Origin of the sequence: Tardiphaga sp. (assembly GCF_044336785.1) — a bacterium.
Lineage (GTDB): Bacteria > Pseudomonadota > Alphaproteobacteria > Rhizobiales > Xanthobacteraceae > Tardiphaga.
The window spans coordinates 113,817-134,946 of the sequence record NZ_JBIIOT010000001.1; the positions used below are offsets into that span (position 1 = coordinate 113,817).

Annotated in this window: 23 protein-coding genes; 17 read left to right on the top strand and 6 right to left on the bottom strand. The window is 63.2% G+C overall.

The features are described 5' to 3' along the window. The first annotated feature begins 12 nt into the window (after positions 1-12). From ACIQ2A_RS00595 to ACIQ2A_RS00630, 8 genes are all read left to right on the top strand, one after another. Positions 13-897, top strand: coding sequence for an ABC transporter permease (locus tag ACIQ2A_RS00595; protein WP_398474634.1), 885 nt, complete (start codon positions 13-15; stop codon positions 895-897). Between the two features lie 8 nt (positions 898-905). Next, positions 906-2,600, top strand: coding sequence for an ABC transporter ATP-binding protein (locus ACIQ2A_RS00600; protein WP_398474771.1), 1,695 nt, complete (start codon positions 906-908; stop codon positions 2,598-2,600). A gap of 106 nt (positions 2,601-2,706) precedes the next feature. Beyond that, a complete protein-coding gene (locus ACIQ2A_RS00605; protein WP_398474637.1) occupies positions 2,707-4,230 on the top strand; it encodes a M81 family metallopeptidase in 1,524 nt (507 codons plus the stop codon). Positions 4,231-4,241: 11 nt separating this feature from the next. Next, the gene (locus ACIQ2A_RS00610; protein WP_398474639.1) at positions 4,242-5,411 is read left to right on the top strand and encodes a M20 aminoacylase family protein; all 1,170 of its coding nucleotides are present in this window, start codon (positions 4,242-4,244) and stop codon (positions 5,409-5,411) included. A gap of 32 nt (positions 5,412-5,443) precedes the next feature. Beyond that, complete coding sequence (locus ACIQ2A_RS00615; RefSeq protein ID WP_398474640.1) at positions 5,444-6,604, top strand: M20 aminoacylase family protein; 1,161 nt, start codon at positions 5,444-5,446, stop codon at positions 6,602-6,604. 145 nt (positions 6,605-6,749) lie between these two features. Then, positions 6,750-7,640 carry a crotonase/enoyl-CoA hydratase family protein gene (locus ACIQ2A_RS00620; protein ID WP_398474641.1) on the top strand — a complete coding sequence of 297 codons (891 nt, stop codon included), beginning with the start codon at positions 6,750-6,752 and terminating at the stop codon, positions 7,638-7,640. A 105-nt stretch (positions 7,641-7,745) separates the two neighbouring features. After that, positions 7,746-8,420 (top strand): esterase/lipase family protein, encoded by a 675-nt coding sequence (locus tag ACIQ2A_RS00625; RefSeq protein WP_398474642.1) that lies wholly within the window; start codon positions 7,746-7,748, stop codon positions 8,418-8,420. Positions 8,421-8,523: 103 nt separating this feature from the next. Then, positions 8,524-8,940 (top strand): hypothetical protein, encoded by a 417-nt coding sequence (locus ACIQ2A_RS00630; protein WP_398474644.1) that lies wholly within the window; start codon positions 8,524-8,526, stop codon positions 8,938-8,940. 4 nt (positions 8,941-8,944) lie between these two features. Here the strand turns inward: ACIQ2A_RS00630 and ACIQ2A_RS00635 are convergent, their stop codons facing one another. From ACIQ2A_RS00635 to ACIQ2A_RS00645, 3 genes are all read right to left on the bottom strand, one after another. After that, a complete protein-coding gene (locus tag ACIQ2A_RS00635; RefSeq protein WP_398474647.1) occupies positions 8,945-9,922 on the bottom strand; it encodes an NADPH:quinone oxidoreductase family protein in 978 nt (325 codons plus the stop codon). Then, entirely contained in the window at positions 9,922-10,536 is a 615-nt protein-coding gene (locus ACIQ2A_RS00640) for a 2-hydroxychromene-2-carboxylate isomerase (protein WP_398474649.1), read from the bottom strand. Before ACIQ2A_RS00640 ends, ACIQ2A_RS00635 begins: the two co-directional genes overlap by 1 nt. 144 nt (positions 10,537-10,680) lie before the next feature. Continuing rightward, a complete protein-coding gene (locus ACIQ2A_RS00645) occupies positions 10,681-11,385 on the bottom strand; it encodes a glutathione S-transferase N-terminal domain-containing protein (RefSeq protein WP_398474651.1) in 705 nt (234 codons plus the stop codon). 121 nt (positions 11,386-11,506) lie between these two features. Between ACIQ2A_RS00645 and ACIQ2A_RS00650 the strand changes: the two genes are divergently transcribed. Further along, the gene (locus ACIQ2A_RS00650) at positions 11,507-12,529 is read left to right on the top strand and encodes a methionine synthase (RefSeq protein WP_398474653.1); all 1,023 of its coding nucleotides are present in this window, start codon (positions 11,507-11,509) and stop codon (positions 12,527-12,529) included. Between the two features lie 154 nt (positions 12,530-12,683). Here ACIQ2A_RS00650 and ACIQ2A_RS00655 read toward each other — a convergent pair whose 3' ends face one another. The 3 genes from ACIQ2A_RS00655 to ACIQ2A_RS00665 form a co-directional block, all read right to left on the bottom strand. Beyond that, positions 12,684-13,319 (bottom strand): hypothetical protein, encoded by a 636-nt coding sequence (locus ACIQ2A_RS00655; protein ID WP_398474656.1) that lies wholly within the window; start codon positions 13,317-13,319, stop codon positions 12,684-12,686. A 112-nt stretch (positions 13,320-13,431) separates the two neighbouring features. After that, on the bottom strand, positions 13,432-13,956 hold the full coding sequence (gpt, locus tag ACIQ2A_RS00660; RefSeq protein WP_398474658.1) for a xanthine phosphoribosyltransferase: 525 nt from the start codon (positions 13,954-13,956) through the stop codon (positions 13,432-13,434). 18 nt (positions 13,957-13,974) lie between these two features. Beyond that, positions 13,975-14,709 (bottom strand): competence/damage-inducible protein A, encoded by a 735-nt coding sequence (locus ACIQ2A_RS00665; RefSeq protein ID WP_398474660.1) that lies wholly within the window; start codon positions 14,707-14,709, stop codon positions 13,975-13,977. Positions 14,710-14,930: 221 nt separating this feature from the next. On the opposite strand from ACIQ2A_RS00665, the gene ACIQ2A_RS00670 reads away from it, so the two are divergent. From ACIQ2A_RS00670 to ACIQ2A_RS00705, 8 genes are all read left to right on the top strand, one after another. Then, on the top strand, positions 14,931-16,349 hold the full coding sequence (locus ACIQ2A_RS00670) for a circularly permuted type 2 ATP-grasp protein (protein ID WP_398474662.1): 1,419 nt from the start codon (positions 14,931-14,933) through the stop codon (positions 16,347-16,349). Between the two features lie 114 nt (positions 16,350-16,463). Beyond that, positions 16,464-17,408, top strand: coding sequence for an alpha-E domain-containing protein (locus ACIQ2A_RS00675; protein WP_398474664.1), 945 nt, complete (start codon positions 16,464-16,466; stop codon positions 17,406-17,408). A gap of 3 nt (positions 17,409-17,411) precedes the next feature. Then, positions 17,412-18,254 carry a transglutaminase domain-containing protein gene (locus ACIQ2A_RS00680; protein ID WP_398474666.1) on the top strand — a complete coding sequence of 281 codons (843 nt, stop codon included), beginning with the start codon at positions 17,412-17,414 and terminating at the stop codon, positions 18,252-18,254. Positions 18,255-18,332: 78 nt separating this feature from the next. Next, a complete protein-coding gene (locus ACIQ2A_RS00685; RefSeq protein WP_398474668.1) occupies positions 18,333-19,076 on the top strand; it encodes a peptidase in 744 nt (247 codons plus the stop codon). A gap of 74 nt (positions 19,077-19,150) precedes the next feature. Next, positions 19,151-19,666: a GNAT family N-acetyltransferase gene (locus ACIQ2A_RS00690; RefSeq protein WP_398474773.1), complete on the top strand. Its 516-nt coding sequence runs from the start codon at positions 19,151-19,153 to the stop codon at positions 19,664-19,666. 30 nt (positions 19,667-19,696) lie between these two features. Then, positions 19,697-20,455 carry an SDR family oxidoreductase gene (locus ACIQ2A_RS00695; protein WP_398474670.1) on the top strand — a complete coding sequence of 253 codons (759 nt, stop codon included), beginning with the start codon at positions 19,697-19,699 and terminating at the stop codon, positions 20,453-20,455. A gap of 63 nt (positions 20,456-20,518) precedes the next feature. Next, complete coding sequence (locus tag ACIQ2A_RS00700; RefSeq protein WP_398474672.1) at positions 20,519-20,809, top strand: type II toxin-antitoxin system RelE/ParE family toxin; 291 nt, start codon at positions 20,519-20,521, stop codon at positions 20,807-20,809. A gap of 8 nt (positions 20,810-20,817) precedes the next feature. Beyond that, positions 20,818-21,117, top strand: a complete 300-nt coding sequence (locus tag ACIQ2A_RS00705) for an addiction module antidote protein (protein ID WP_398474674.1) — start codon at positions 20,818-20,820, stop codon at positions 21,115-21,117. The last annotated feature ends 13 nt before the right edge of the window (positions 21,118-21,130 follow it).

Here is a 21,130-nt window from a genome sequence, read left to right on the forward strand (position 1 = left end):
AAATCGCAAACGATGGCGATCGAGACTCTCCCCAATCCCGCCCTTCCCTCACGCCGCGGTCCGTCGCTCGGCTTTCTCACGGCAACGCCGATCATCGCGATTGCGACGGTCTGCCTGACGCTGGTGATCCTGTCGGCGATCTTTGCGCCGTGGCTGACCTCGCATGATCCGCAGCTTCTGGCGCCCGCAATGCGCCTGAAGCCGGCGAGCGCGGAATATCTGCTCGGCACCGATGCCTATGGCCGCGACGTGCTGGCGCGCATCCTCTATGGCGGCCGCATCTCGCTCCTGATCGGCCTCGGCGCGGCTGTCACCAGCATCGTCATCGGCCTGTGCATCGGCCTGTTCTCCGGCTTCTTCAAATGGATGGACGCCATCCTGATGCGCGTCATGGACGGCCTGATGGCGATGCCCGGCGTGCTGCTGGCCATCGCGGTCGTGTCGCTCTCCGGCGCCACGCTGACCACCGTGCTGATCGCCATCACCATTCCGGAAATTCCCCGCGTGGCGCGTCTGGTGCGCTCGGTGGTGCTGTCGGCGCGTGAAGAGCCCTATGTGGAAGCGGCGATCTCGCTCGGCACCAGCATGCCGAAGATCATGTGGAAGCATCTGGTGCCCAACACCGTGGCGCCGCTGATCGTGCAAGGCACCTTCATCGCAGCGTCGGCGATCCTCACCGAAGCGATCCTGTCGTTCCTCGGCGCCGGCATCTCGCCGGAAACGCCGACCTGGGGCAATATCATGGCCGAGGGCCGCGCCTTCTTCCAGGTCAAGCCGTCGCTGATCTTCTGGCCCGGACTGCTGCTGTCCGTCGCCATCCTGTCGGTCAACCTGATCGGCGACGCCGCGCGCGATGCGCTCGATCCCCGCATGCAACAGCGGGAGGCTGGCAAATGAACGACGTGATGAGCAATTCCCTGAACGAGAATACGACCGTGAACGACCGTCCCATCGCGCTCGATATCGAGAACCTCGTCGTCTCCGTCGGCAAGCACGGCACCGGCAAGAAGATCCTCGACGGCGTGTCGCTGCAGGTGCGCCAGGGCGAGACGCTGTGCGTGGTCGGCGAAAGCGGCTCCGGCAAATCGGTGACCTCGCTCGCCACCATGGGCCTGCTGCCGAAGGATTCGCTGAAAGCCACCGGTGGCAGCATCAAGCTGGTCGGTGAAGACGTGCTGAAGGCATCCGATCGCCGCCTGCGCGAACTGCGCGCCACCACCATGGCGATGATCTTCCAGGAACCGATGACCGCGCTCAATCCGGTCGTCACCGTGGGCAAGCAGATCGACGAAGTGCTGCGCACCCACACCAATCTCGGTGGCTCCGCACGTCGCGCAAAAATTCTCGACATGATGGAGCAGGTGCGCCTGCCCGACGTGAAGCGCATCTTTGCCTCCTATCCGCACCGCCTCTCCGGCGGCCAGCGCCAGCGCATCATGATCGCCATGGCGCTCGTGCTCGAGCCGAAACTGCTGATCGCCGACGAGCCGACCACCGCGCTCGACGTGACCACCCAGGCGCAGATCCTCAAGCTGATGCGCGACCTGCAGAAGGACCACGGCACCGCCGTGCTGTTCATCACCCATGACATGGGCGTGGTCGCCGATATCGCCGATCGCGTCGCGGTGATGCGTCAGGGCCGTCTCGTCGAGACCGGACCCCTGAAGCAGATCCTGAGCGCGCCGACCATGGACTATACGCGCAACCTGCTCTCGGCGGTGCCGAGCCTGGTGCCGCGACCGCCGCGGGTGGAGCAAGGCTTCAATCCGGTGGTGCTGGAAGCCAATGAGCTCGGCAAGGTCTATCGCGAGCGCTCCTTCATCGGAAAGCCGCGTGAAGTCCACGCCGCCCAGGATGTCACGCTGACGCTGCGCAAGGGCCGCACCCTCGGCATCGTCGGCGAAAGCGGCTCCGGCAAGTCCACCGTGGCGCGCTGCATCGTCCGCCTGATCGATCCGACCTCGGGCGGCATTCGCCTCGCCGGCCGCGAGATCTCGGACCTGTCGCGCCACGCGCTGCAGCCGCATCGCAAGAAGATCCAGATCGTGTTCCAGGATCCGTATCGCTCGCTCAATCCGCGCATCACGGTGGGTGAGTCGATCTGCGAAGGCCCGATCAATTTCGGTACCAAGCGTTCAGTGGCCATGGCGCGGGCTCGCGAGTTGCTCGAACTCGTCGACCTGCCTGCGGACGCGGTCAACCGCTATCCGCATCAGTTCTCCGGCGGCCAGCGCCAGCGTATCGCGATTGCGCGCGCGCTCGCCCTCGATCCGGAAGTTCTCGTGGCGGACGAAGCGGTATCGGCGCTCGACGTGTCGGTGCAGGCGCAGGTGCTGAAGCTGCTCGACGACATCCAGACCCGGCTCGGCATCGCCATCCTGTTCATCACCCACGATCTCCGCGTCGCCGCGCAGATCTGCGACGACGTTGCTGTGATGCAGCACGGCAAAGTGGTGGAACAGGGCCCGGCAGCGGAAGTCCTCGCAAATCCGCAGCAGGCCTATACCAAGCAACTGCTTGACGCGGCGCCCGGACGAGGATGGGATTTCGCCAACTTCCGTCCGGTCGATCCCGCCGTGGTGGCGTCGGCTGCCGTCTAACGTCCCCTCCCCGTCATTGCGAGGAGCGTAGCGACGAAGCAATCCAGTTCTTGGCTTCTGGATTGCTTCGCTACGCTCGCAATGACGGCAAGAACCGAGTGCCTTCATGACCCGTATCGCCGTCGGCGGCTTCCTGCACGAAACCAACACATTCGCCCCTACCAAGGCCACCTATGAGGCTTTCGTCCATGGCGGCGGCTGGCCGTCGATGACGCACGGCGCCGATGTGCTGAAAGTGATGTGCGGCATCAATGTCGGCCTTGCCGGCTTTGTCGAGGAAGCGGAAGCGCGCGGTTGGGAGTTGATCCCGACCATCGCCTGCGGCGCCAGCCCGTCGGCGCATGTCACCGAAGACGCCTTCGAGCGCATCGTCGGCGAGATGATCGAGGGCATCAAGAAAGCGATGCCGCTCGATGCCGTCTATCTCGACCTGCACGGGGCCATGGTGACCGAGCATTTCGACGATGGCGAGCGCGAGATCACGCGCCGCGTGCGCGCGGTGATCGGGCCGGACATCCCCTTCGTGGTGAGCCTCGACCTGCACGGCAATATCTCGGCAGAGACGGTCGAATACACCGACGCGCTGATCGCCTATCGCACCTATCCGCATGTAGACATGGCCGATACCGGCCGCGCCTCGGCGCGCCATATGGAATTGCTGCTGGGCGGCAATCGCTTTGCCAAGGCGTTCCGACAGTTGCCGTTCCTGATCCCGATCTCCTGGCAATGCACCAATGACGAGCCGACCAAGCGCATCTATCAGATGCTGGCGGCGATCGAACATGACCAGGTGCCGACGCTGTCGTTCTGTCCGGGCTTTCCGGCCGCCGATTTCAAGGATTGCTGCCCGAGCGTATTCGCCTATGGCGTGACGCAAGCGGACGCGGATGCGGCAGCCGACACCGTAGTCAATCTGGTGCTCGGCCACGAGAATGATTTCGACGGCAAGATCTGGCAGCCCGACGAAGGCGTGCTGCATGCGATGGAGCTGGCGAAGACGCTGACCAAGCCTGTGGTGATTGCCGATACGCAGGACAATCCCGGCGCCGGCGGCGACAGCGACACCACAGGCATGCTGCGCGCGCTGGTGAGGAACAAGGCGATCAAGGCCGCCCATGGCGTGATCTATGATCCCGCCGCCTGCAAGGCCGCGCATGAAGCCGGCGAAGGCGCGACGGTGAAACTTTCGATCGGCGGCAAGTCCGGCATTCCCGGCGACGCGCCTTACGAAAACACATTCGTCATCGAAAAGCTCTCCGACGGCAAGTTCGTCGCGCCCGGGCCGTATTATGGTGGCCGCGACATGGATATGGGCCCCTCGGCCTGCCTGCGCATCGACGATGTGCGCGTGGTGATCTCCTCGCACAAGGCGCAGCTCGCCGATCAGGCGATGTACCGCTATGTCGGCATCGAGCCCACCGAGCAGAACATCCTCGTCAACAAGAGCTCGGTGCATTTCCGCGCCGACTTCGAGCCCATCGCCGGCCAGCTGATGATCTGCGCAGCACCGGGCGCGATGCCCGCTGATACGTCGGTGCTGCCCTGGAAGCATTTGCGTCCCGGCATCAAGCTGAAGCCGAACGGCGCGCCGTTCACGCCCGAAACGTCTTCCCCTGCCCTCGTTCCGTAACGGATACGCCCGTGCCCGTCCTCGATCGCATTCAAGGTTTTGCCGACGACCTCACCGCCATCCGTCGCGACCTGCACGCCCATCCGGAAGTCGGCTTCGAGGAGGTCCGCACCTCCGGCATCGTTGCCGACAAGCTTGCGAGCTGGGGCATCGAGGTGCATCGCGGCCTCGGCACCACCGGCGTGGTCGGCACACTGAAGGGCAAAGGCGCCGGCACGAAGCGCATCGGCATCCGTGCCGACATGGACGCGCTGCCGATGGAGGAGAACACCAACCTCGCCTGGCGCTCGACCATTCCGAACCGCTTCCATGGCTGCGGCCATGACGGCCACACCACGATCCTGCTCGGCACCGCGCGCTATCTCGCCGAAACCCGCAACTTCGACGGCACCGTGCACTTCATCTTCCAGCCTGCCGAGGAAGGTCTCGGCGGCGCGCGGGCGATGATCAAGGACGGGCTGTTCACGCAGTTTCCCTGCGACGAGATCTACGGGTTGCACAACGCCCCCGACATGAATCACGGCGAGATCGGCATCTTCCCCGGCCCCAACCTCGCCGCGGCAGATTTCTTCGACATCGTCATCCGCGGCTACGGCGCCCATGGCGCCCAGCCCAACCGCTCCAAGGATCCGGTCATCGTCGCCATGGCGCTCGGCCAGGCGATCCAGAGCATCGTCAGCCGCAATGCCGATCCGCTGAAATCCGCGGTGCTGTCGATCACCCAGCTGCATTCCGGCTCGGCCTATAACGTGATCCCCAACGAGGCGCGGCTGTGCGGCACCACCCGCACCTTCGACAACGACATGCGCCTGCTGATCCGCGAGCGGATGAAGACGCTGGCCGCCGGCATCGCGACGGCCTTCGATTGCGAGATCACGGTCGAGATCCGCGACGGCTTCAGCGTGCTGGTCAATCAGGAAGAGCACAGCAAGGCTGTCGAGGAAGTCGCCCGCACCATCGTCGGCGACGCCAATGTGCAGACCGGCATCCGCCCCATCATGGGCTCCGAGGATTTCGCCGACATGCTGCATGCCGTGCCCGGCGCCTATTTCTGGCTCGGCCAGGAAGGCTCGGTGCCGCTCCATAACCCCGGCTACTACTTTGACGACAAGGCACTGCCGATCGGCTCCAGCATGTTCGCCCGGATCATCGAGACACGCCTGCCCTTGGCCCATGGCTAACATCTTCTCGCGACAATCAACGGATCATCACCATGCCCACACTCGAACGCATTGACGCCTTCGCCGACGAACTCACCGCCATCCGCCGCGACCTGCATGCGCATCCGGAAATCGGCTTTGAGGAAGTCCGCACCTCCGGCATCGTCGCCGACAAGCTCGCCTCGTGGGGTGTCGAAGTGCATCGCGGCCTCGGCGGCACCGGCGTGGTCGGCACGCTGAAGGGCAAAGGCAACGGCACCAGGCGCATCGGCCTGCGCGCCGACATGGACGCGCTGCCGATGGAGGAGAACACCAACCTCGCCTGGCGCTCGACCATTCCCGGCCGCTTCCACGGCTGCGGTCATGACGGCCACACCACCATGCTGCTCGGCACCGCGCGCTATCTCGCTGAGACCCGCAACTTCGATGGCACCGTGCATTTCATCTTCCAGCCCGCCGAGGAAGGTCTTGGCGGCGCGCGCGCGATGATCAAGGACGGGCTGTTCAAGCAGTTTCCCTGCGACGAGATCTACGGGCTGCACAATGCGCCCGACATGAATCACGGCGAAGTCGGCATCTTCCCCGGCCCGGCCATGGCCGCTGCTGACTTCTTCGACATCCACATCAAGGGCTATGGCGCACATGGCGCGATGCCGGAGCGCTCGAAGGATCCGGTGGTGATCGCGATGACGCTCGGCCAGGCGATGCAGTCCATCGTCAGCCGCAATGTCGATCCGTTCCAGTCGGCGGTGCTGTCGATCACCCAGATCCATTCGGGCTCGGCCTATAACGTCATTCCCGACGACGCCAAGCTGTGCGGCACCGTGCGCTGCTTCTCCGAGACCGTGCGCCAGCAGATCCGCGACCGCATGCACGCCCTCGCCAAGGGCATCGCAACGGCGTTCGATGTGGAGATCACCGTGGATATCCGCGACGGTTTCAGCGTGCTGGTCAATCAGGAAGAGCACAGCAAGGCCGTGGAAGATGTGGCCCGCATGATTGTCGGCGATGCGAACACGATCACGCGCTCGAAGCCGAAGATGGGCTCGGAAGATTTCGCCGACATGCTGCATGCGGTGCCCGGCGCCTATTTCTGGGTCGGCCATGAAGGCTCGGTGCCGGTGCACAATCCCGGCTTCTATCTCGACGACAAGATCCTGCCCATCGGTGCCAGCATGTTTGCGCGGATCATCGAGACAAGGTTGCCGGCGTAAGCTGGCTGTCATTCCGGGGCGCGCCCTTCGCGCGAACCCGGAATCTGGTAATAGCTAGAACACGATGAGATTCCGGGTTCGCGCCTGCGGCGCGCCCCGGAATGACGACAAAATCAAGAACCAAAAACAACCGGGAGAAACCGACATGGCCTATGAGACCATCCTCTACAGCGTCGAGGAGCAGATCCTCACCATCACGCTGAACCGCCCCGAAAAGCTCAACGCCTATAACGCCACCATGCAGGCGGAGATGATCGACGCCTTCGACAAGGCGGATGCCGACGACAATGTGCGCGCCATCATCATCACCGGCGCAGGCCGCGGCTTTTGCGCAGGTGCCGATCTCTCCTCGGGTGCCGACACCTTCGATCGCGATGCCCGCCGCGGGCCGGTGAAGCGCCATGCCGATGGCAAGGTGGACTACAGCGACGAGATGGTGCGCGACGGCGGCGGCCAAGTGACCTTGCGCATGTTCAAGTGTCTCAAGCCCGTGATCGGCGCCATCAATGGCCCGGCGGTGGGCATCGGCGCCACGATGCAGCTGGCGATGGATATCCGCATCGCCTCGGAAAATGCGCGTTTCGGTTTCGTGTTCTCCCAGCGCGGCATCGTGCCGGAAGCGGCTTCGAGCTGGTTCCTGCCACGCATTGTCGGCATCTCGCAGGCGCTGGAATGGTGCTATTCCGGCCGCGTGTTCCCGGCGCAGGAAGCCCTCGCCGGCCGCCTGGTCAGCAAGGTGGTGCCGCATGACGATCTGATCCCCACCGCGCGGGCGCTGGCCAAGACGTTCATGGAGAAAACGGCGCCGGTATCGATCGCGCTGATCCGGCAGATGATGTGGCGCCTCTCCGCCACCGACGATCCGATGGAAGCCCACAAGATCGACAGCCGCGGCATCTATGCGCGCGGGCGTTCGGAGGACGTGAAGGAAGGCGTCGTTGCCTTTCTTGAAAAACGCCCGGCTGAGTTCAAGAACAAGGTCAGCACCGACATGCCCGATTACTTCCCCTGGTGGGACGAGCGCGGCTATAAGTAGGGCGGATCAGCGCAGCGTCATCCGCCGGCGGAGTCAAAAGCTGAAACTCCGCGGCGGATGGCGGCTTCGCCTTATCCGCCCTACGGCAACACATTAGGCCTCTGAATGACTTCGCCCTCCTCCGATCGTCCATCCGAGGGCGTCGTTTTCCTGCACGGCATCAGCCGCTCGTTTCGCTCTCTCATCAAGCTACAGCAGGCGGTGGACAAAGCCGGCTTCGCCACGCGCAACATCGGCTATCCCAGCCGCGAGAAGGCGCTGTCGGCGCTGGTGGATGACATCCACCCGGCGATTGCACCCTTTGCCGACGCCAATGACGGCGCCACGCATTTCGTCTGCCACTCCATGGGCGGTTTGCTGGCGCGCGCCTATATCGCGCGCTATCGCCCGCAACGGCTCGGCCGCGTGGTGATGCTGGGCACGCCGAATGGCGGCAGCGAGATTGCTGACAAACTCAAGGACTGGCTGCTGTATCGGCTGTATTTCGGCCCGGCAGGACAGCAACTGTTGACTTCGCGTGATGCCGCGACAGACGCCCTGCTGCCCGCGGTGGATTATCCGGTTGGCATCATCGCCGGCAATCGCTCGCTCGATCCGATCACGTCGCGCTTCATGCTGCCCGGCGCGAACGATGGGCGCGTGACGGTGGCGCGGACGAAACTCGACGGAATGGCGGATCACATGGTGATCCCTGCCTCGCATGCGTTCATGATGCGCAACAAGGCGGCGATTGCCCAGACAATCGCATTCCTGAAGGACGGACGCTTCACGGCCCGCTAGCAGTTCCATACGCTCACCGCATACGCGTCTGCAGTGAGTTTGCTGCACCGCAGCGCCGATCGCCTCTATGATCCCCGCTCACGCAACGCGCTATGGGGACACGATGCGTCTGCTGACATTGCTACTTCTCACAGTGCCGCTGGCCGGCTGCGCCGACCGCGAAGCGAAATGGGCCACGCAGGGCCGCACCTCGCTGATCGGTCTCGACCAGTCCACCATCCGCATGTGCGCGGGATTGCCCAGCGGCACCGTGAAGGACGGCCGCACCGAGATCTGGATGTATGAGCGCAACACCTCGTCGCCGGCCGGCGTGGCGCCCGTGGCGGTGACACTGCCGCTCGGACTCAGCGTCGGGGGCGCGACACCTGTCGGCTATTGCCGCGTGCAGATGCGCTTTGCCGGCGGCAGGATCACCGAGGTGCATTATGCCGGCGCAACGGACATCGCGAGCCATCGCGATGCCGCCTGCGGACAGATCGTGCGCAGCTGCCTGCCCCGGGAAGGACGGCCGATCGACTAGGCGTCTAGTCGATCATCAGGGCCACGCGTCCGATCGCCTTGCGCTCTGTCAGCAACCGCATTGCTTGCGCCACGTCCGCAAGCGGCAGCCGATGCGAGACATTGGGGCGGATCTTGCCGGCCTCCGCCCATGCGAACAGCGTTTTCAAGCGCGCCTCGCCGATTGTCGGATCGCGCCGCGCGGCTTCTCCCGCGCGAACGCCGAGTACGCTGGCGCCCTTGATCAGCACGAGATTGGTTTTCGCCACGCCGATGCCGCCGGTGAATCCGATCACCAGAAGGCGCGCGCTCCAATTGATGCAGCGCAGGCTCTGCTCGAAGATTTCGCCACCGACGGGATCAAACACGACATCGGCACCTTTGCCATCGGTGATGCGCTTCACGGCATCCCTGAACGGCTCGGCACCATAAAGGATGGCGTGATCGGCGCCGCGCGCCTTGGCGACGTCGAGCTTCTCCTGTGAAGATGCCGCAGCGATCACCGTGGCGCCGAGCAGCTTGCCGATCTCGACAGCGGCCAGGCCGACGCCGCCACCGGCGCCATGCACCAGCAACACCTCGCCGGGCTTGAGCTGCCCGCGATCCACCAGCGCATGATGCGCGGTGCCGTGAGCGGCAAGGAAGGTGGCGCCCTCGGCGTAATCGAAGGTGGAAGGCAGATGCGTGAGCTGCGAGGGCGTGACGACGACTTCCTCGGCATAGCCGCCGAAGCGCAGCTTGACGATGACGCGATCGCCAACCTTGGAGCCCGTCACGTTGTCGGCGATCTCGCTGATGTCACCGGCGGCTTCCATGCCCGGCGTAAATGGCAGATCGGGCTTGAGCTGATATTCGCCCGCAGCCATCAGGATATCCGGGAAATTGATCCCCGCCGCGCGGATGCGAACACGGACCTGCCCCGGCTTCAACGGCTGTGAGACGAACTCCTCAAGGCGCAGTGTTTCCGGTGGCCCGAGTTCGCGGCAGACGATTGCTTTCGGCATCACGCAGCACTCCGGCGCTGCAGCGCCTCGCGGATCAATGGCATGCGGTCGTTGCCGAAATACATGTCGGTCTTGTCGAGATAGATGGTGGGCGAGCCGAAGCCACCGCGGGCCATGACTTCATCGGTGTTGAGTTTCAACTCGTCCTTGATGACCTGCTCGCTGATGCCGGCAAAGAAGGCCGCAGGATCGAGGCCGACGCGTTGGCAGACTTCGGTCAGCACCTCGTCTTTGGAGATGTCCTTGTCCTCGCCCCAATAGATTTCGAACACCGTGCGCGCGAACGGCACCATCGTCTCCGGCTGCTCGTACTGCAACCAGATGCAGCCGCGCATGGCCTTGACGCTGTTCACGGGAAACACCGTGGGCGGCATCTTGATGGCGAGGCCAGAGGAGCGCGCCCAGTCGGCGAGATCCTTCTTCATGTAGCGCGCCTTCGCCGGCACCGGCGTCTCGCGCGAGGCATAGACGGACGGATTGATGGTGTTGAAGATGCCGCCGACAAGGATGGGGCGCCAGGCGATGTCGACGTTAACTTCCCTGGCCAGCGGCTGGATGTTGTGGAAGGCGAGATAGGTCCAGGGGCTGGAACAGTCGAAGAAGAATTCGATCATGGGTGTTTCCTCATATTCTTGTTGGTGCTTGAAATATCCGCCCTCTGCTTTGTCATTACCCGCGAAAGCGGGGTGATCCAGTACATTCCGAAGCAGGGGTGATTACTGGGTCACCCGGTCAAGCCGGGTGACGACAAGAGCGTTTTACTGCTGCTGTTGCGCATGCGCGGGCGCATCGACACCGAACATGATCTTCCGCGCCTGCTCGTCCATCGGCTTGCGCTCGGCCTTGCCCACCGCAAGCCCGGCCTGCACCTGCGGCCGGGCGCGAATGAGCGCGTACCAGCGCTTCACGTTGGGAAACTCATCCAGCGTCAGGCCTTGCGCCTTGTGGGTCATGATCCAGGGGAAGCAGACCATGTCGGCGATGGAATAATCGCCGGCGATATAGTCGCGCCCCTCGCCGAGATGCGCATCGAGCACGCCATAGAGCCGCTTCGCCTCGCGAGTGTAACGATCGATGGCATAGGGAATTTTCTCGGGCGCGTAGAGCAGGAAATGCCCGTTCTGGCCGAGCATCGGGCCGAGCCCGCCCATCTGCCACATTACCCATTGCGTCACCTTGAAACGGCCACGCTGGTCCGCCGGCATGAAGCGGCCGGACTTTTCGGCGAGATAGATCAGGATCGCGCCGCTCTCGAACATGGTGATGTCAGCGCCGCCATCGGCCGGCGCATGATCGACGATGGCGGGCATCCGGCCATTGGGCGAGAGTTTGAGAAAATCAGGCTGGTGCTGATCGCCGCGGCCGAGTTGCATCGGCACCACCGTGTAAGGCAGGCCGCATTCCTCCAGCATGATGGTGATCTTCCAGCCATTCGGCGTCGGCGCATAATGCAGGTCGATCATCGGTTTCCTCGCAGTGTTTTGCGCGATCCTAGTCCTCGCCCAAGGATGCGCAATCCCATATACGCGGGACGCGGAACATGGCAGATAGGCCGCCATAACGAACAATTCCGGGGAGCGAACAATGCTGTTTCCAACCACCATCGCCGGCTCGCTGCCGAAGCCCGAATGGCTCGCCGAGCCGAACAAGCTGTGGCCGACCTGGCGCGCCCAGGGCGCCGAACTGCAGCGCGCCAAGCGCGACGCCACGCTGCTGGCGGTGAAGGTGCAGGAAGATGCCGGTATCGACATCGTCACCGACGGCGAACTGGCGCGGCAGCACTTCGTCCACGGCTTTCTTGAGAAGGTCGAGGGCATCGACTTCAAGAACAAGGTCGAGATGGGCATCCGCAACGACCGCTACAAGGCGATGGTGCCGCAGGTGATCGCACCGCTGAAGCTCAGCGGTCGCGTGCATGATTTCGAAGCGCAGGCAACGCGCGCGCATACGACCCGCAAATTCAAGTTCACCCTGCCCGGCCCGATGACCATCATCGATACGCTGTCGAACAGCCATTACAGCGACCGCGTCGAGATGGCGTTTGCCTTCGCCGAACTCCTCAATCAGGAAGCGCTGGCACTGCAGGCTGACGGCGTGGACATGATCCAGTTCGACGAGCCCGCCTTCAACGTGTTCATGAAGGACGCGGCCGACTGGGGCGTGAAGGCGCTGGAGCGCGCGGCGCAGGGGCTGACTTGCGCCACCGCCGTGCACATCTGCTACGGTTACGGCATCAAGGCGAATACCGACTGGAAGGAAACGCTGGGCGGCGAGTGGCGGCAATATGAAGAGATTTTCCCGGCCATCGATGCCTCGCCGATCCAGCAGGTCGCCATCGAATGCCGCAATTCGCGGGTGCCGCTGGAACTGCTGGGACTGCTGAAGAACAAGGTGGTGCAGGCCGGCGTCATCGATGTCGCCAGCGATGACGTCGAGACGCCGGAGGACGTTGTCGCTACCATCGAGGCCGTGATGAAGCATGTGCCGAAGGAGCGTATCGTGCCGACCACCAATTGCGGCATGGCGCCGATGCAGCGGGATATTTCCGAGGCGAAACTGCGGGCACTGGGTGCGGGCGCGAAACTGGCGAGGGAAAAGCTGGCGTAAGGCTCCACTCCCTCCACGTCATGGCCGGGCTTGACCGGGTGCAAAACACTCAGTCCCTCATGGTGAGGAGGCGCGCGGCGCGCGCCGTCTCGAACCATGAGATAGCCAGGCTCTGAGCCCGCGGCCATCCTTCGAGACGCCGCTGCGCGGCTCCTCAGGATGAGGGGAGAGTGTGGGGAGACGACGTTGGATGGAGGACCGGGCGATAGCCTGCGCGAAAGGCGCGCAGCGTCGATGGCGGTGTCAACAGTTGGGCATCGCGAATGGCATCATCAATCGCAGTGTAGCCTGCGAACGACCATCGCCACACACGTCCTTGCGCAATCAGATAGCTCTCGCCACCTGCCTCCACCATCGCGCCATCCGGCAATGAGTCGAGAGGTCCATCCAGCGCATGCAATCGTTTCACGCGCCCATCCAGCCGCTCGGCATGCAGCACGCGATCGATCTCCGTCGCCTTCACGCCGTTCACCTCATTGCCCTCCTCCCAAGCCGCACGAAACCGATTGGCGTCATCACGTCGGCAGTAGAAACACGGACGATGGCCGGCAGCGAAGGATGTGGCTTCGTCCAGGAAGAACAGTTCGGTCCAGCTTCGCGTCGCCATCACATTGCGGCGACGGCCGCGAAAGTCGCAGACGCAGGTGATCCAGGCCGGATTGGACCAGCGGCGGTTCAGCAGGGTCTTGGTGCCGGGATCATGGATGATGCCGCGATTGCCGGTGAACAGGCCGCGCTCGGGGGTGGCGACAATGTCGCCGAAGGGAGTGACGCGGTTTTGGAGGGGCATGTCGCGCGTCTCGCTCACTCTCCCTGTCATCGCCCGGCTTGACCGGGCGATCCAGTACACTCCGACCTCCGTTTACTGGATCGCCCGCTTTCGCGGGCGATGACAGTAAGAGCTACGCTGCCCCGTCCCGCATTGGCGGCTGGAAGCTCAGGCCGAGATCCCACGGGAAGAAGATCCACGTATCCTGCGAGACTTCGGTGATGAACGTATCCACCAGCGGGCGCCCCATCGGCTTCGCATAGACCGTGGCAAAATGCGCGTCGGGCAGCATCTCGCGGACCATGCGGGCGGTCTTGCCGGTGTCGACGAGATCATCGACGATCAGCAATCCCTTGCCGGTGCCGTGGCCAAGCTTCACCGTGGCATCGGAGACGCCTTTCAGCACCTGCAGCTCGCCCTGCTTGTTATGCGCGTAGCTCGCGATGCACACCGTATCGATCACGCGCACGCCGAGTTCACGCGCCACGATCGCGGCCGGCACCAGACCGCCACGGGTGATCGCGACGATCGCATCGAACGGACCGGCGCTGTTGAGCCGCCAGGTCAGTGCGCGGCAGTCGCGATGAAACTGATCCCACGACACCGGAAACGCCTTGCCGGCGCGCTCCTGCGCGCTCAGCTCCGGATGGTCTGCCATAACAACACTCCTAAAAAATCACTTCGCGGCGGCAAGCCCCGCCAGCATCTCCTGCACGGCCGCCATGGCGGCATCGAGCTTGGCCTGGTCGCGCGAGCGCACCACGAGATTGGTGTTCGGCTTGCCCGCCTCGTCCATGAACGGATAGCTGCCGATGATTGTGTCGGGATGCGCCGCGGCGATTTCGCGCAAGGGGCCGCCGACATCGCCCTCGCGGGCATTGGCCTTCACGGTGTCCGACAACATGCGCACGCCGGATTTCAGCTTCGGCGCCACGATGTCCATCATCGCCTGCATGATCGAGGGCACGCCGGCCATCACGATGACATTCTCGATCTTGAAGCCCGGCGCGAGGATCGTCGCGCTCTGGATCAGGTCGGCGCCATCGGGGATACGGGCCATACGCAAGCGCGCTTCATTCAGGTCAGCGCCGAAGCGCTCCTGGAAACGCGCCACCACTTCCGGATGATGGTCGATGCTGACGCCAAACGCCTTGGCGACCGCATCTGCGGTGATGTCGTCATGGGTCGGCCCGATGCCGCCCGTGGTAAAAACGTAGTCGTAGCGTTTGCGCAGCGCGTCGAGCGCGGCCACGATATCCGCCTCGTCATCGGAGACCACGCGGACTTCCTTGAGGTCGATGCCGATATTGGTGAGGTATTCGGCGATATAGCCGATATTCTTGTCCTTGGTCCGGCCCGACAGAATTTCGTCGCCAATCACCAGAATGGACGCCGTCACGATCTCGGTCATGTCTCACTTCCTCGCCTGATCGGACACCATGCGCAGGCACGGAGCCGATGTCATCCGGTTATGCCGCCCAAACGTGCAGCGTCCAGCCGTTTTTTCGGGCAGCTTTTAGGCATCCCCACCAAATTGCCCGTCCAGAATGCATATTGTGCTGGCCCGCCCCTTGCTACCATCCCGGTTAGTCGTGCAGTCTTAGAAACGGTCTCGAACACAGTCAGGGGTATATGGCAGTCGCGTTCGACGAAATGAATGGGCATGATGGCGCACTTCGCCCAGCCTATGAGGAACTCTCCCGCTGGCTCGCCGAAACGCCGCCAGATGCACTCGACCATCGCCGCGAAGAGGCAGAGCTGCTGTTTCGCCGCATCGGCATCACCTTCGCCGTTTATGGCGAGGCTGAGTCCACCGAACGGCTGATCCCCTTCGACGTCATCCCCCGCATCATTTCCGGCAAGGAATGGACACGGCTGGAAACCGGCCTGAAGCAGCGCACCCGCGCCATCAACATGTTCCTGAGAGATCTCTATCACGGCCGCGACATTCTGCGCGCCGGCGTGGTGCCTGACGATCTCGTGTTTCAGAACCCGGCATTCCGGCCCGAGATGAACGGCCAGGACGTGCCGCACGACGTCTATGTGCATATTGCCGGCATCGACATCGTCCGCACCGATCCCGACGAATTCTATGTGCTCGAGGACAATGCCCGCACACCCTCGGGCGTCTCCTATATGCTGGAAAACCGCGAGATCATGATGCGGCTGTTTCCCGACCTGTTCGCGCGCCATCGCGTGGCACCGGTCGAGAAATATCCCGACGAGCTGTTGTCATGCCTGCGCTCGGTGGCGCCGCGCTCGGCCTCCACCGAACCGACCGTCGCGCTGCTGACGCCCGGCGTCTATAATTCCGCTTTCTATGAACATTCGTTTTTGGCCGACAAGCTCGGTGTCGAACTGGTCGAGGGCCGCGATCTCATCGTCAAGAACGACGAAGTCTTCATGCGCACCACCGAGGGGCTGAAGCGCGTCGATGTGCTGTATCGTCGGCTCGACGACGACTTCATCGATCCCCTCACCTTCCGTCCGGATTCTGCGCTTGGCGTGCCCGGCCTGATGTCGGCCTACATGGCCGGCAATATCACGCTGGCCAATGCGGTGGGCACCGGCATCGCCGACGACAAGGCGATGTACAGCTACATGCCGGACATCGTGAAATTCTATCTCGGCGAAGAGCCGATCCTGAAGAACGTCCCGACCTGGCGCTGCCGCGAGGCCGGCGATCTCGCTTATGTCCTCGACAATCTCGGCGATCTCGTCGTCAAGGAAGTGCACGGCTCCGGCGGTTACGGCATGCTGATCGGCCCGGCGGCGACGAAGGCAACCATCGAGGCCTTTCGCGACAAGCTGAAGCGCGATCCGGAAGGCTTTATCGCACAGCCGACGCTGGCGCTCTCGACCTGCCCGACCTGCACCGCCAGTGGCCTGGCACCGCGTCATGTGGATCTGCGACCATTCGTGCTGACGGGCGCCAAGGAAAGCAGAATCGTGCCCGGCGGTCTCACGCGCGTGGCGCTGCAGGAGGGGTCGCTGGTGGTGAATTCGAGCCAGGGCGGCGGCACGAAAGATACGTGGATTTTGGATGAGTAAACGCCGTCATTGCGAGCGCAGCGAAGCAATCCAGAAAGCCAAGAACTGGATTGCTTCGTCGCTTCGCTCCTCGCAATGACGACTGAGAGTATTTGAGAAAGACCATTATCGCCCATGCTGTCGCGCACCGCTGAAAATCTTTACTGGCTGGCCCGCTATATCGAACGCGCGGAATATCTCGCGCGCACCATCGAGGCAACGCTGCGTGTCACCGCATTGCCGAGCGCCTATATCGGCCAGACCAATGAATGGGACTCCGCACTGCTGACTGCCGGCATCGGCGCCGGCTTCTACAATTCCCATACGGTCGCCGATGAAGAAAGCGTCGTTCAATATATCGCCTTCGCGCCGGACAATCCGTCATCGATCCGCAACTGCATCGAGGCCGCGCGCCTGAATGCGCGCTCGGTGCGCACCGCGCTCACCGGCGAGATGTGGGACACCATCAACGGCGCCTGGCTCGAATTACAGTCGGTGTGGAGCAACGGCGCGAAATCACGCGAACAGCTCGCGCGCTTCCTGCGCTTCGTGCAGGAGACCTCGCTGCGCTTCGACGGTTCGGCCTACCGGACCATGCTGCGCAACGACGCCTACTGGTTCTCGCGGCTCGGCCTGCATCTGGAACGCGCCGACAACACCGCGCGTATTCTCGACGTCAAATATCATCTGCTGCTGCCGGAAGACGAACATGTCGGCGGCCCCCTCGATTACTACCAGTGGACCTCGATCCTGCGCTCGGTGTCGGCGTTGACGGCCTATCACTGGGTGTATCGCGAGACGCTGAAACCGTGGCTGATCGCGGATCTTTTGATCCTCAACGACACGCTGCCGCGGTCGCTCGCGAGCTGTTACGGTAACCTCGTGCGCAATCTCGACCAGATCGGCGTCGCCTATGGCCGCCAGGGCGCGGCGCAAAGACATGCGAGGGGTGTGCGCAACAGGCTTGAACACAGCAATATGGACGATATCTTCCAGCGCGGCCTGCATGAGTTCATCCAGGAATTCCTGAGCGACAATAGCCGGCTCGGCGAAATCATCGGCAAACAGTATTTGATCTGACACATGCGCCTCCGCATCGCCCATTCGACCACCTATCGCTATGAGCCGGCGGCGTCCGGCGTCATCCAGATTCTGCGGATGACGCCCGGCAGCCATGACAGCCAGTATGTGGCCGACTGGCAGATCGACGTCTCCACCGATTCGCGCCTCGACAAACACGAGGATGCGTTCGGCAATGTCACCCACGTGCTGACCCATGGCCCGCTGTCGGACCTGACCGTCAGTGTCGAGGGGCTGATCGAGACCCAGGATACCGGCGGCGTGCTGCGCGGCACCGACGAGCGCTTTCCGCCCAGCATGTTCCTGCGGCCCACCAATCTCACCGACCTGACGCCAGCGATGGAAAGTTTTGCGCGCGAGCTGACGCCCTCGGCATCGAGCGACCCGCTCGGCTATCTGCATGCGCTGATGCTCGGCATCAACACCCACATGACCTTCGACACCGACCCGACCAGCAGCGGCACCACCGCCAGCGAGGCATTCGCGGGCAAGCGCGGCGTCTGCCAGGATTACGCGCATATTTTCATTGCCTGCGCGCGGATCGGCGGCATTCCGGCCCGTTTCGTCTCCGGCCATTTCTGGCGGGCCGACGGCAAGAATCAGCAGGAAGCCGGCCATGCCTGGGCGGAGGCCCATGTGCCCGGGCTCGGCTGGGTCGGCTTCGACCCGGCCAATGCCATCTGCATCACCGATGCCCATGCCCGGATTGCCATCGGCCTGGATTATCTCGGGGCTGCGCCGGTGCGCGGCACCCGCTATGGTGGCGGCGCGGAGACGCTGACCGTGGCGGTGCGCGTGGATAAAGTGCCGGAGCGCGGCCAATCGCAGTCCCAGTTCCAGAGTTGAGCGCCTGAATAACGGGCAAGCACGGTTGCCCGTGCCGCGCTCGACGCGTAAGACCCTTCGCAGGTTAAGAGGCTGGCGATGACTTACTGCTGCGGAATTCTGGTGAAAGACGGTCTGGTGATGATCGCGGACACGCGCACCAATGCCGGGCTCGACAATGTCTCCACCTTCCGCAAGCTGCACATCTTCAACCAGCCCGGCGACCGCATCATGGCGATCGCCTCGGCCGGCAATCTCGCCATCAGCCAGTCGGTGATCTCGACCCTCAATGAGGGGCTGGAGAATCCCGAGACCGGCGAGATCGAGACGCTGTTGAGCGCGCCCACCATGTTCCAGGCGGCCAAGCGGATCGGTCGCGCGATCCGGCACGTCTCCACCACCGAAGGCAAGGCGCTGGAAGCCGAAGACATCGATTTCAATGTCTCCTTCCTGTTCGGCGGCCAGATCGCCGGCGAGAAGATGCGGCTGTTCATGATCTATCCGGCCGGCAATTTCATCGAATGCACGGTGGACACGCCTTACCTGCAGATCGGCGAGCACAAATACGGCAAGCCGGTGCTCGACCGCGCGATGCATTACGATGTCGAGCTCTATGAGGCGCTGAAGACCGGCCTGATCTCGATGGATTCGACCATGCGCTCGAATATCGGCGTCGGCCTGCCCATCGACGTGCTGGTGGTGCGCACGGATGTCTGCGATGCCGACCTCAATCACCGCATCGAGGCCGGCGAGCCCTATTTCCACGACCTGCGCTCGCGCTGGTCGGCGGCACTGCGCGCGGCGCATCAGAACATCCCGCGACCGCCTTATAAAAATGCATGATCGTAGGATGGGTTGAGCGCAGGCGCGTAGCGCCGGAGCGATACCCATCACCGCATGTTCCGGAGATTGTGGTGATGGGTATCGCTACGCTCAACCCATCCTGCACCTGGCGCCCGATGACCGGCGGCGATCTCCGCGCTGTCAAAGCGCTCGCCGATATCATCCATCCCGCCTTCCCTGAAAGCAGCGCCGTCTTCGCCAATCGCCTCGCGCTGCACGCCTCTGGCTGCGAGGTGCTGGACGGCGATGATGGCCTCAAAGGCTATGTACTCAGCCATCCCTGGCAGGACCGCGCGCCCCCGCCGCTCGATGCGGTGCTGGAGCCCGTGGCATCGCCCTCGACCTATTACATCCACGATCTCGCCTTGCTGCCCGCGACCCGCGGCAGCGGCGCCGGAAAGGCGATTGTCGGCGTTCTCGCCGATCGTGCGCGTGCATTGCACCTGCCGAACATGACCCTTGTTGCCGTCAACAATTCGGTTCATTTTTGGCAGCGGCAGGGCTTTACCGTCAGTGATGATCCCGCACTCACCGCCAAGCTCGCGAGCTATGGCGATCAGGCACGCTTCATGACCAAAGACCTCTCCTAGAAACTCGCGTCTAAATCAGGGAAGAAACCAATGACCGCCAAGATCGCCATCGTCACCGGAGCCGGCACCGGCGTCGGCCGCGCCGCCTCGCTCGCGCTGATGAATACGGGCTTCACCGTCGTGCTCGCCGGCCGCCGCCTGGAGCTGCTGCAGGAGACGCAGAAGCTCGGCGCAGAAAAAGGTGGCAAGAGCCTGCCCGTCACCGCCGACATGCAGGACCCCGCCTCCATCGCGGCGCTGTTCGCCAAGACCGTGCAGGAATTCGGCCGGCTCGACGTGCTGTTCAACAATGCCGGCATGGGCGCGCCGGCGATCCCGTTTGAGGATCTCGGGCTTGAGCAATGGAAGGCCGTGGTCGACACCAATCTCACCGCGCCGTTCCTGTGCACCCAGCACGCCTTCCGCATCATGAAGGACCAGACCCCGCGCGGCGGCCGCATCATCAATAACGGCTCGATCTCCGCGCATGCGCCACGGCCGTTCTCGGCGGCCTATACATCGACCAAGCACGCCATCACCGGCCTGACCAAGGCCAGCAATCTCGACGGCCGCGCCTATGACATCGCCGTCGGCCAGGTCGATATCGGCAATGCCGCCACCCCCATGACCGACCGCATGGTCAACGGCCCCGGCGTGCTGCAGCCCGACGGCACCTCGAAGCAGGAGCCGCGCATGGACTCCAAGGCCGTGGGTGATGCCGTGGCCTATATGGCCGGCCTGCCGCTGGATGCGAATGTGCTGACGATGACGGTGATGGCGACGAAGATGCCGTTCGTGGGACGGGGGTAAAAAAGAGCCCTAGGGCCGCTGCCAGCCTGAGCAAATTCACTTGTATCCCAAAGGATACTGGATATGTTTGAGGTTCAATCGAGTGTCGAATTCGATCAATGGATCGGCACATTGAAAGACCAGCGGGCAGCGGCCAAAGTGTTCGACCGCATATACCAACTTGAGAACGGTAATCCGGGAGACGTCAAATCGGTGGGCAGCGGAATCCTCGAAATGAGGATCGACTATGGTCCGGGTTATCGCCTCTATTACACGCGCAAAGACGCGGTGATTATCTTGCTCTTGTGCGGCGGCGATAAATCGACACAAGCCAAAGATATCCGGCGTGCCATTCAAATCGCTGCAAAATGGTGAGGACCATTATGGCGCATTTCAAAAAGTTCGACGTTGCTGACCATCTCAACGATGCGGGCATCATTGCGGCCTATCTCACCGAGGCATTTGAGAGCAATGACCCTGCCTTTATCTCACATGCGATAGGCACCGCTGCCCGCTCCAAGGGAATGGCTCGCGTTGCTGAAGAAGCCGGCGTGTCTCGCGAGAGCCTTTACAAATCCCTCAACGGGCAATCGAAACCAGAATTCGAAACGATCCGAAAAGTGCTCGCTGCTCTTGGCGTTAAACTGGTTGCCGAGCCAATCCGGGACACCGAAGCCGCCTGATCGCTCTCAACCT

Excerpts from the sequence above, each read along its gene's own strand:
- ACIQ2A_RS00685 (WP_398474668.1), top strand. The coding sequence starts at position 18,333 with ATGACTTACTGCTGCGGAATTCTGGTGAAAGACGGTCTGGTGATGATC.
- ACIQ2A_RS00680 (WP_398474666.1), top strand. The coding sequence starts at position 17,412 with ATGCGCCTCCGCATCGCCCATTCGACCACCTATCGCTATGAGCCGGCG.
- ACIQ2A_RS00655 (WP_398474656.1), bottom strand. The coding sequence starts at position 13,319 with ATGCCCCTCCAAAACCGCGTCACTCCCTTCGGCGACATTGTCGCCACC.
- ACIQ2A_RS00615 (WP_398474640.1), top strand. The coding sequence starts at position 5,444 with ATGCCCACACTCGAACGCATTGACGCCTTCGCCGACGAACTCACCGCC.
- ACIQ2A_RS00675 (WP_398474664.1), top strand. The coding sequence starts at position 16,464 with ATGCTGTCGCGCACCGCTGAAAATCTTTACTGGCTGGCCCGCTATATC.
- ACIQ2A_RS00670 (WP_398474662.1), top strand. The coding sequence starts at position 14,931 with ATGGCAGTCGCGTTCGACGAAATGAATGGGCATGATGGCGCACTTCGC.
- ACIQ2A_RS00645 (WP_398474651.1), bottom strand. The coding sequence starts at position 11,385 with ATGATCGACCTGCATTATGCGCCGACGCCGAATGGCTGGAAGATCACC.
- ACIQ2A_RS00630 (WP_398474644.1), top strand. The coding sequence starts at position 8,524 with ATGCGTCTGCTGACATTGCTACTTCTCACAGTGCCGCTGGCCGGCTGC.
- ACIQ2A_RS00620 (WP_398474641.1), top strand. The coding sequence starts at position 6,750 with ATGGCCTATGAGACCATCCTCTACAGCGTCGAGGAGCAGATCCTCACC.
- ACIQ2A_RS00635 (WP_398474647.1), bottom strand. The coding sequence starts at position 9,922 with ATGCCGAAAGCAATCGTCTGCCGCGAACTCGGGCCACCGGAAACACTG.
- ACIQ2A_RS00595 (WP_398474634.1), top strand. The coding sequence starts at position 13 with ATGGCGATCGAGACTCTCCCCAATCCCGCCCTTCCCTCACGCCGCGGT.
- ACIQ2A_RS00665 (WP_398474660.1), bottom strand. The coding sequence starts at position 14,709 with ATGACCGAGATCGTGACGGCGTCCATTCTGGTGATTGGCGACGAAATT.
- ACIQ2A_RS00600 (WP_398474771.1), top strand. The coding sequence starts at position 906 with ATGAGCAATTCCCTGAACGAGAATACGACCGTGAACGACCGTCCCATC.
- ACIQ2A_RS00640 (WP_398474649.1), bottom strand. The coding sequence starts at position 10,536 with ATGATCGAATTCTTCTTCGACTGTTCCAGCCCCTGGACCTATCTCGCC.
- ACIQ2A_RS00700 (WP_398474672.1), top strand. The coding sequence starts at position 20,519 with ATGTTTGAGGTTCAATCGAGTGTCGAATTCGATCAATGGATCGGCACA.
- ACIQ2A_RS00650 (WP_398474653.1), top strand. The coding sequence starts at position 11,507 with ATGCTGTTTCCAACCACCATCGCCGGCTCGCTGCCGAAGCCCGAATGG.
- gpt (WP_398474658.1), bottom strand. The coding sequence starts at position 13,956 with ATGGCAGACCATCCGGAGCTGAGCGCGCAGGAGCGCGCCGGCAAGGCG.
- ACIQ2A_RS00690 (WP_398474773.1), top strand. The coding sequence starts at position 19,151 with ATGGGTATCGCTACGCTCAACCCATCCTGCACCTGGCGCCCGATGACC.
- ACIQ2A_RS00695 (WP_398474670.1), top strand. The coding sequence starts at position 19,697 with ATGACCGCCAAGATCGCCATCGTCACCGGAGCCGGCACCGGCGTCGGC.
- ACIQ2A_RS00625 (WP_398474642.1), top strand. The coding sequence starts at position 7,746 with ATGACTTCGCCCTCCTCCGATCGTCCATCCGAGGGCGTCGTTTTCCTG.
- ACIQ2A_RS00605 (WP_398474637.1), top strand. The coding sequence starts at position 2,707 with ATGACCCGTATCGCCGTCGGCGGCTTCCTGCACGAAACCAACACATTC.
- ACIQ2A_RS00705 (WP_398474674.1), top strand. The coding sequence starts at position 20,818 with ATGGCGCATTTCAAAAAGTTCGACGTTGCTGACCATCTCAACGATGCG.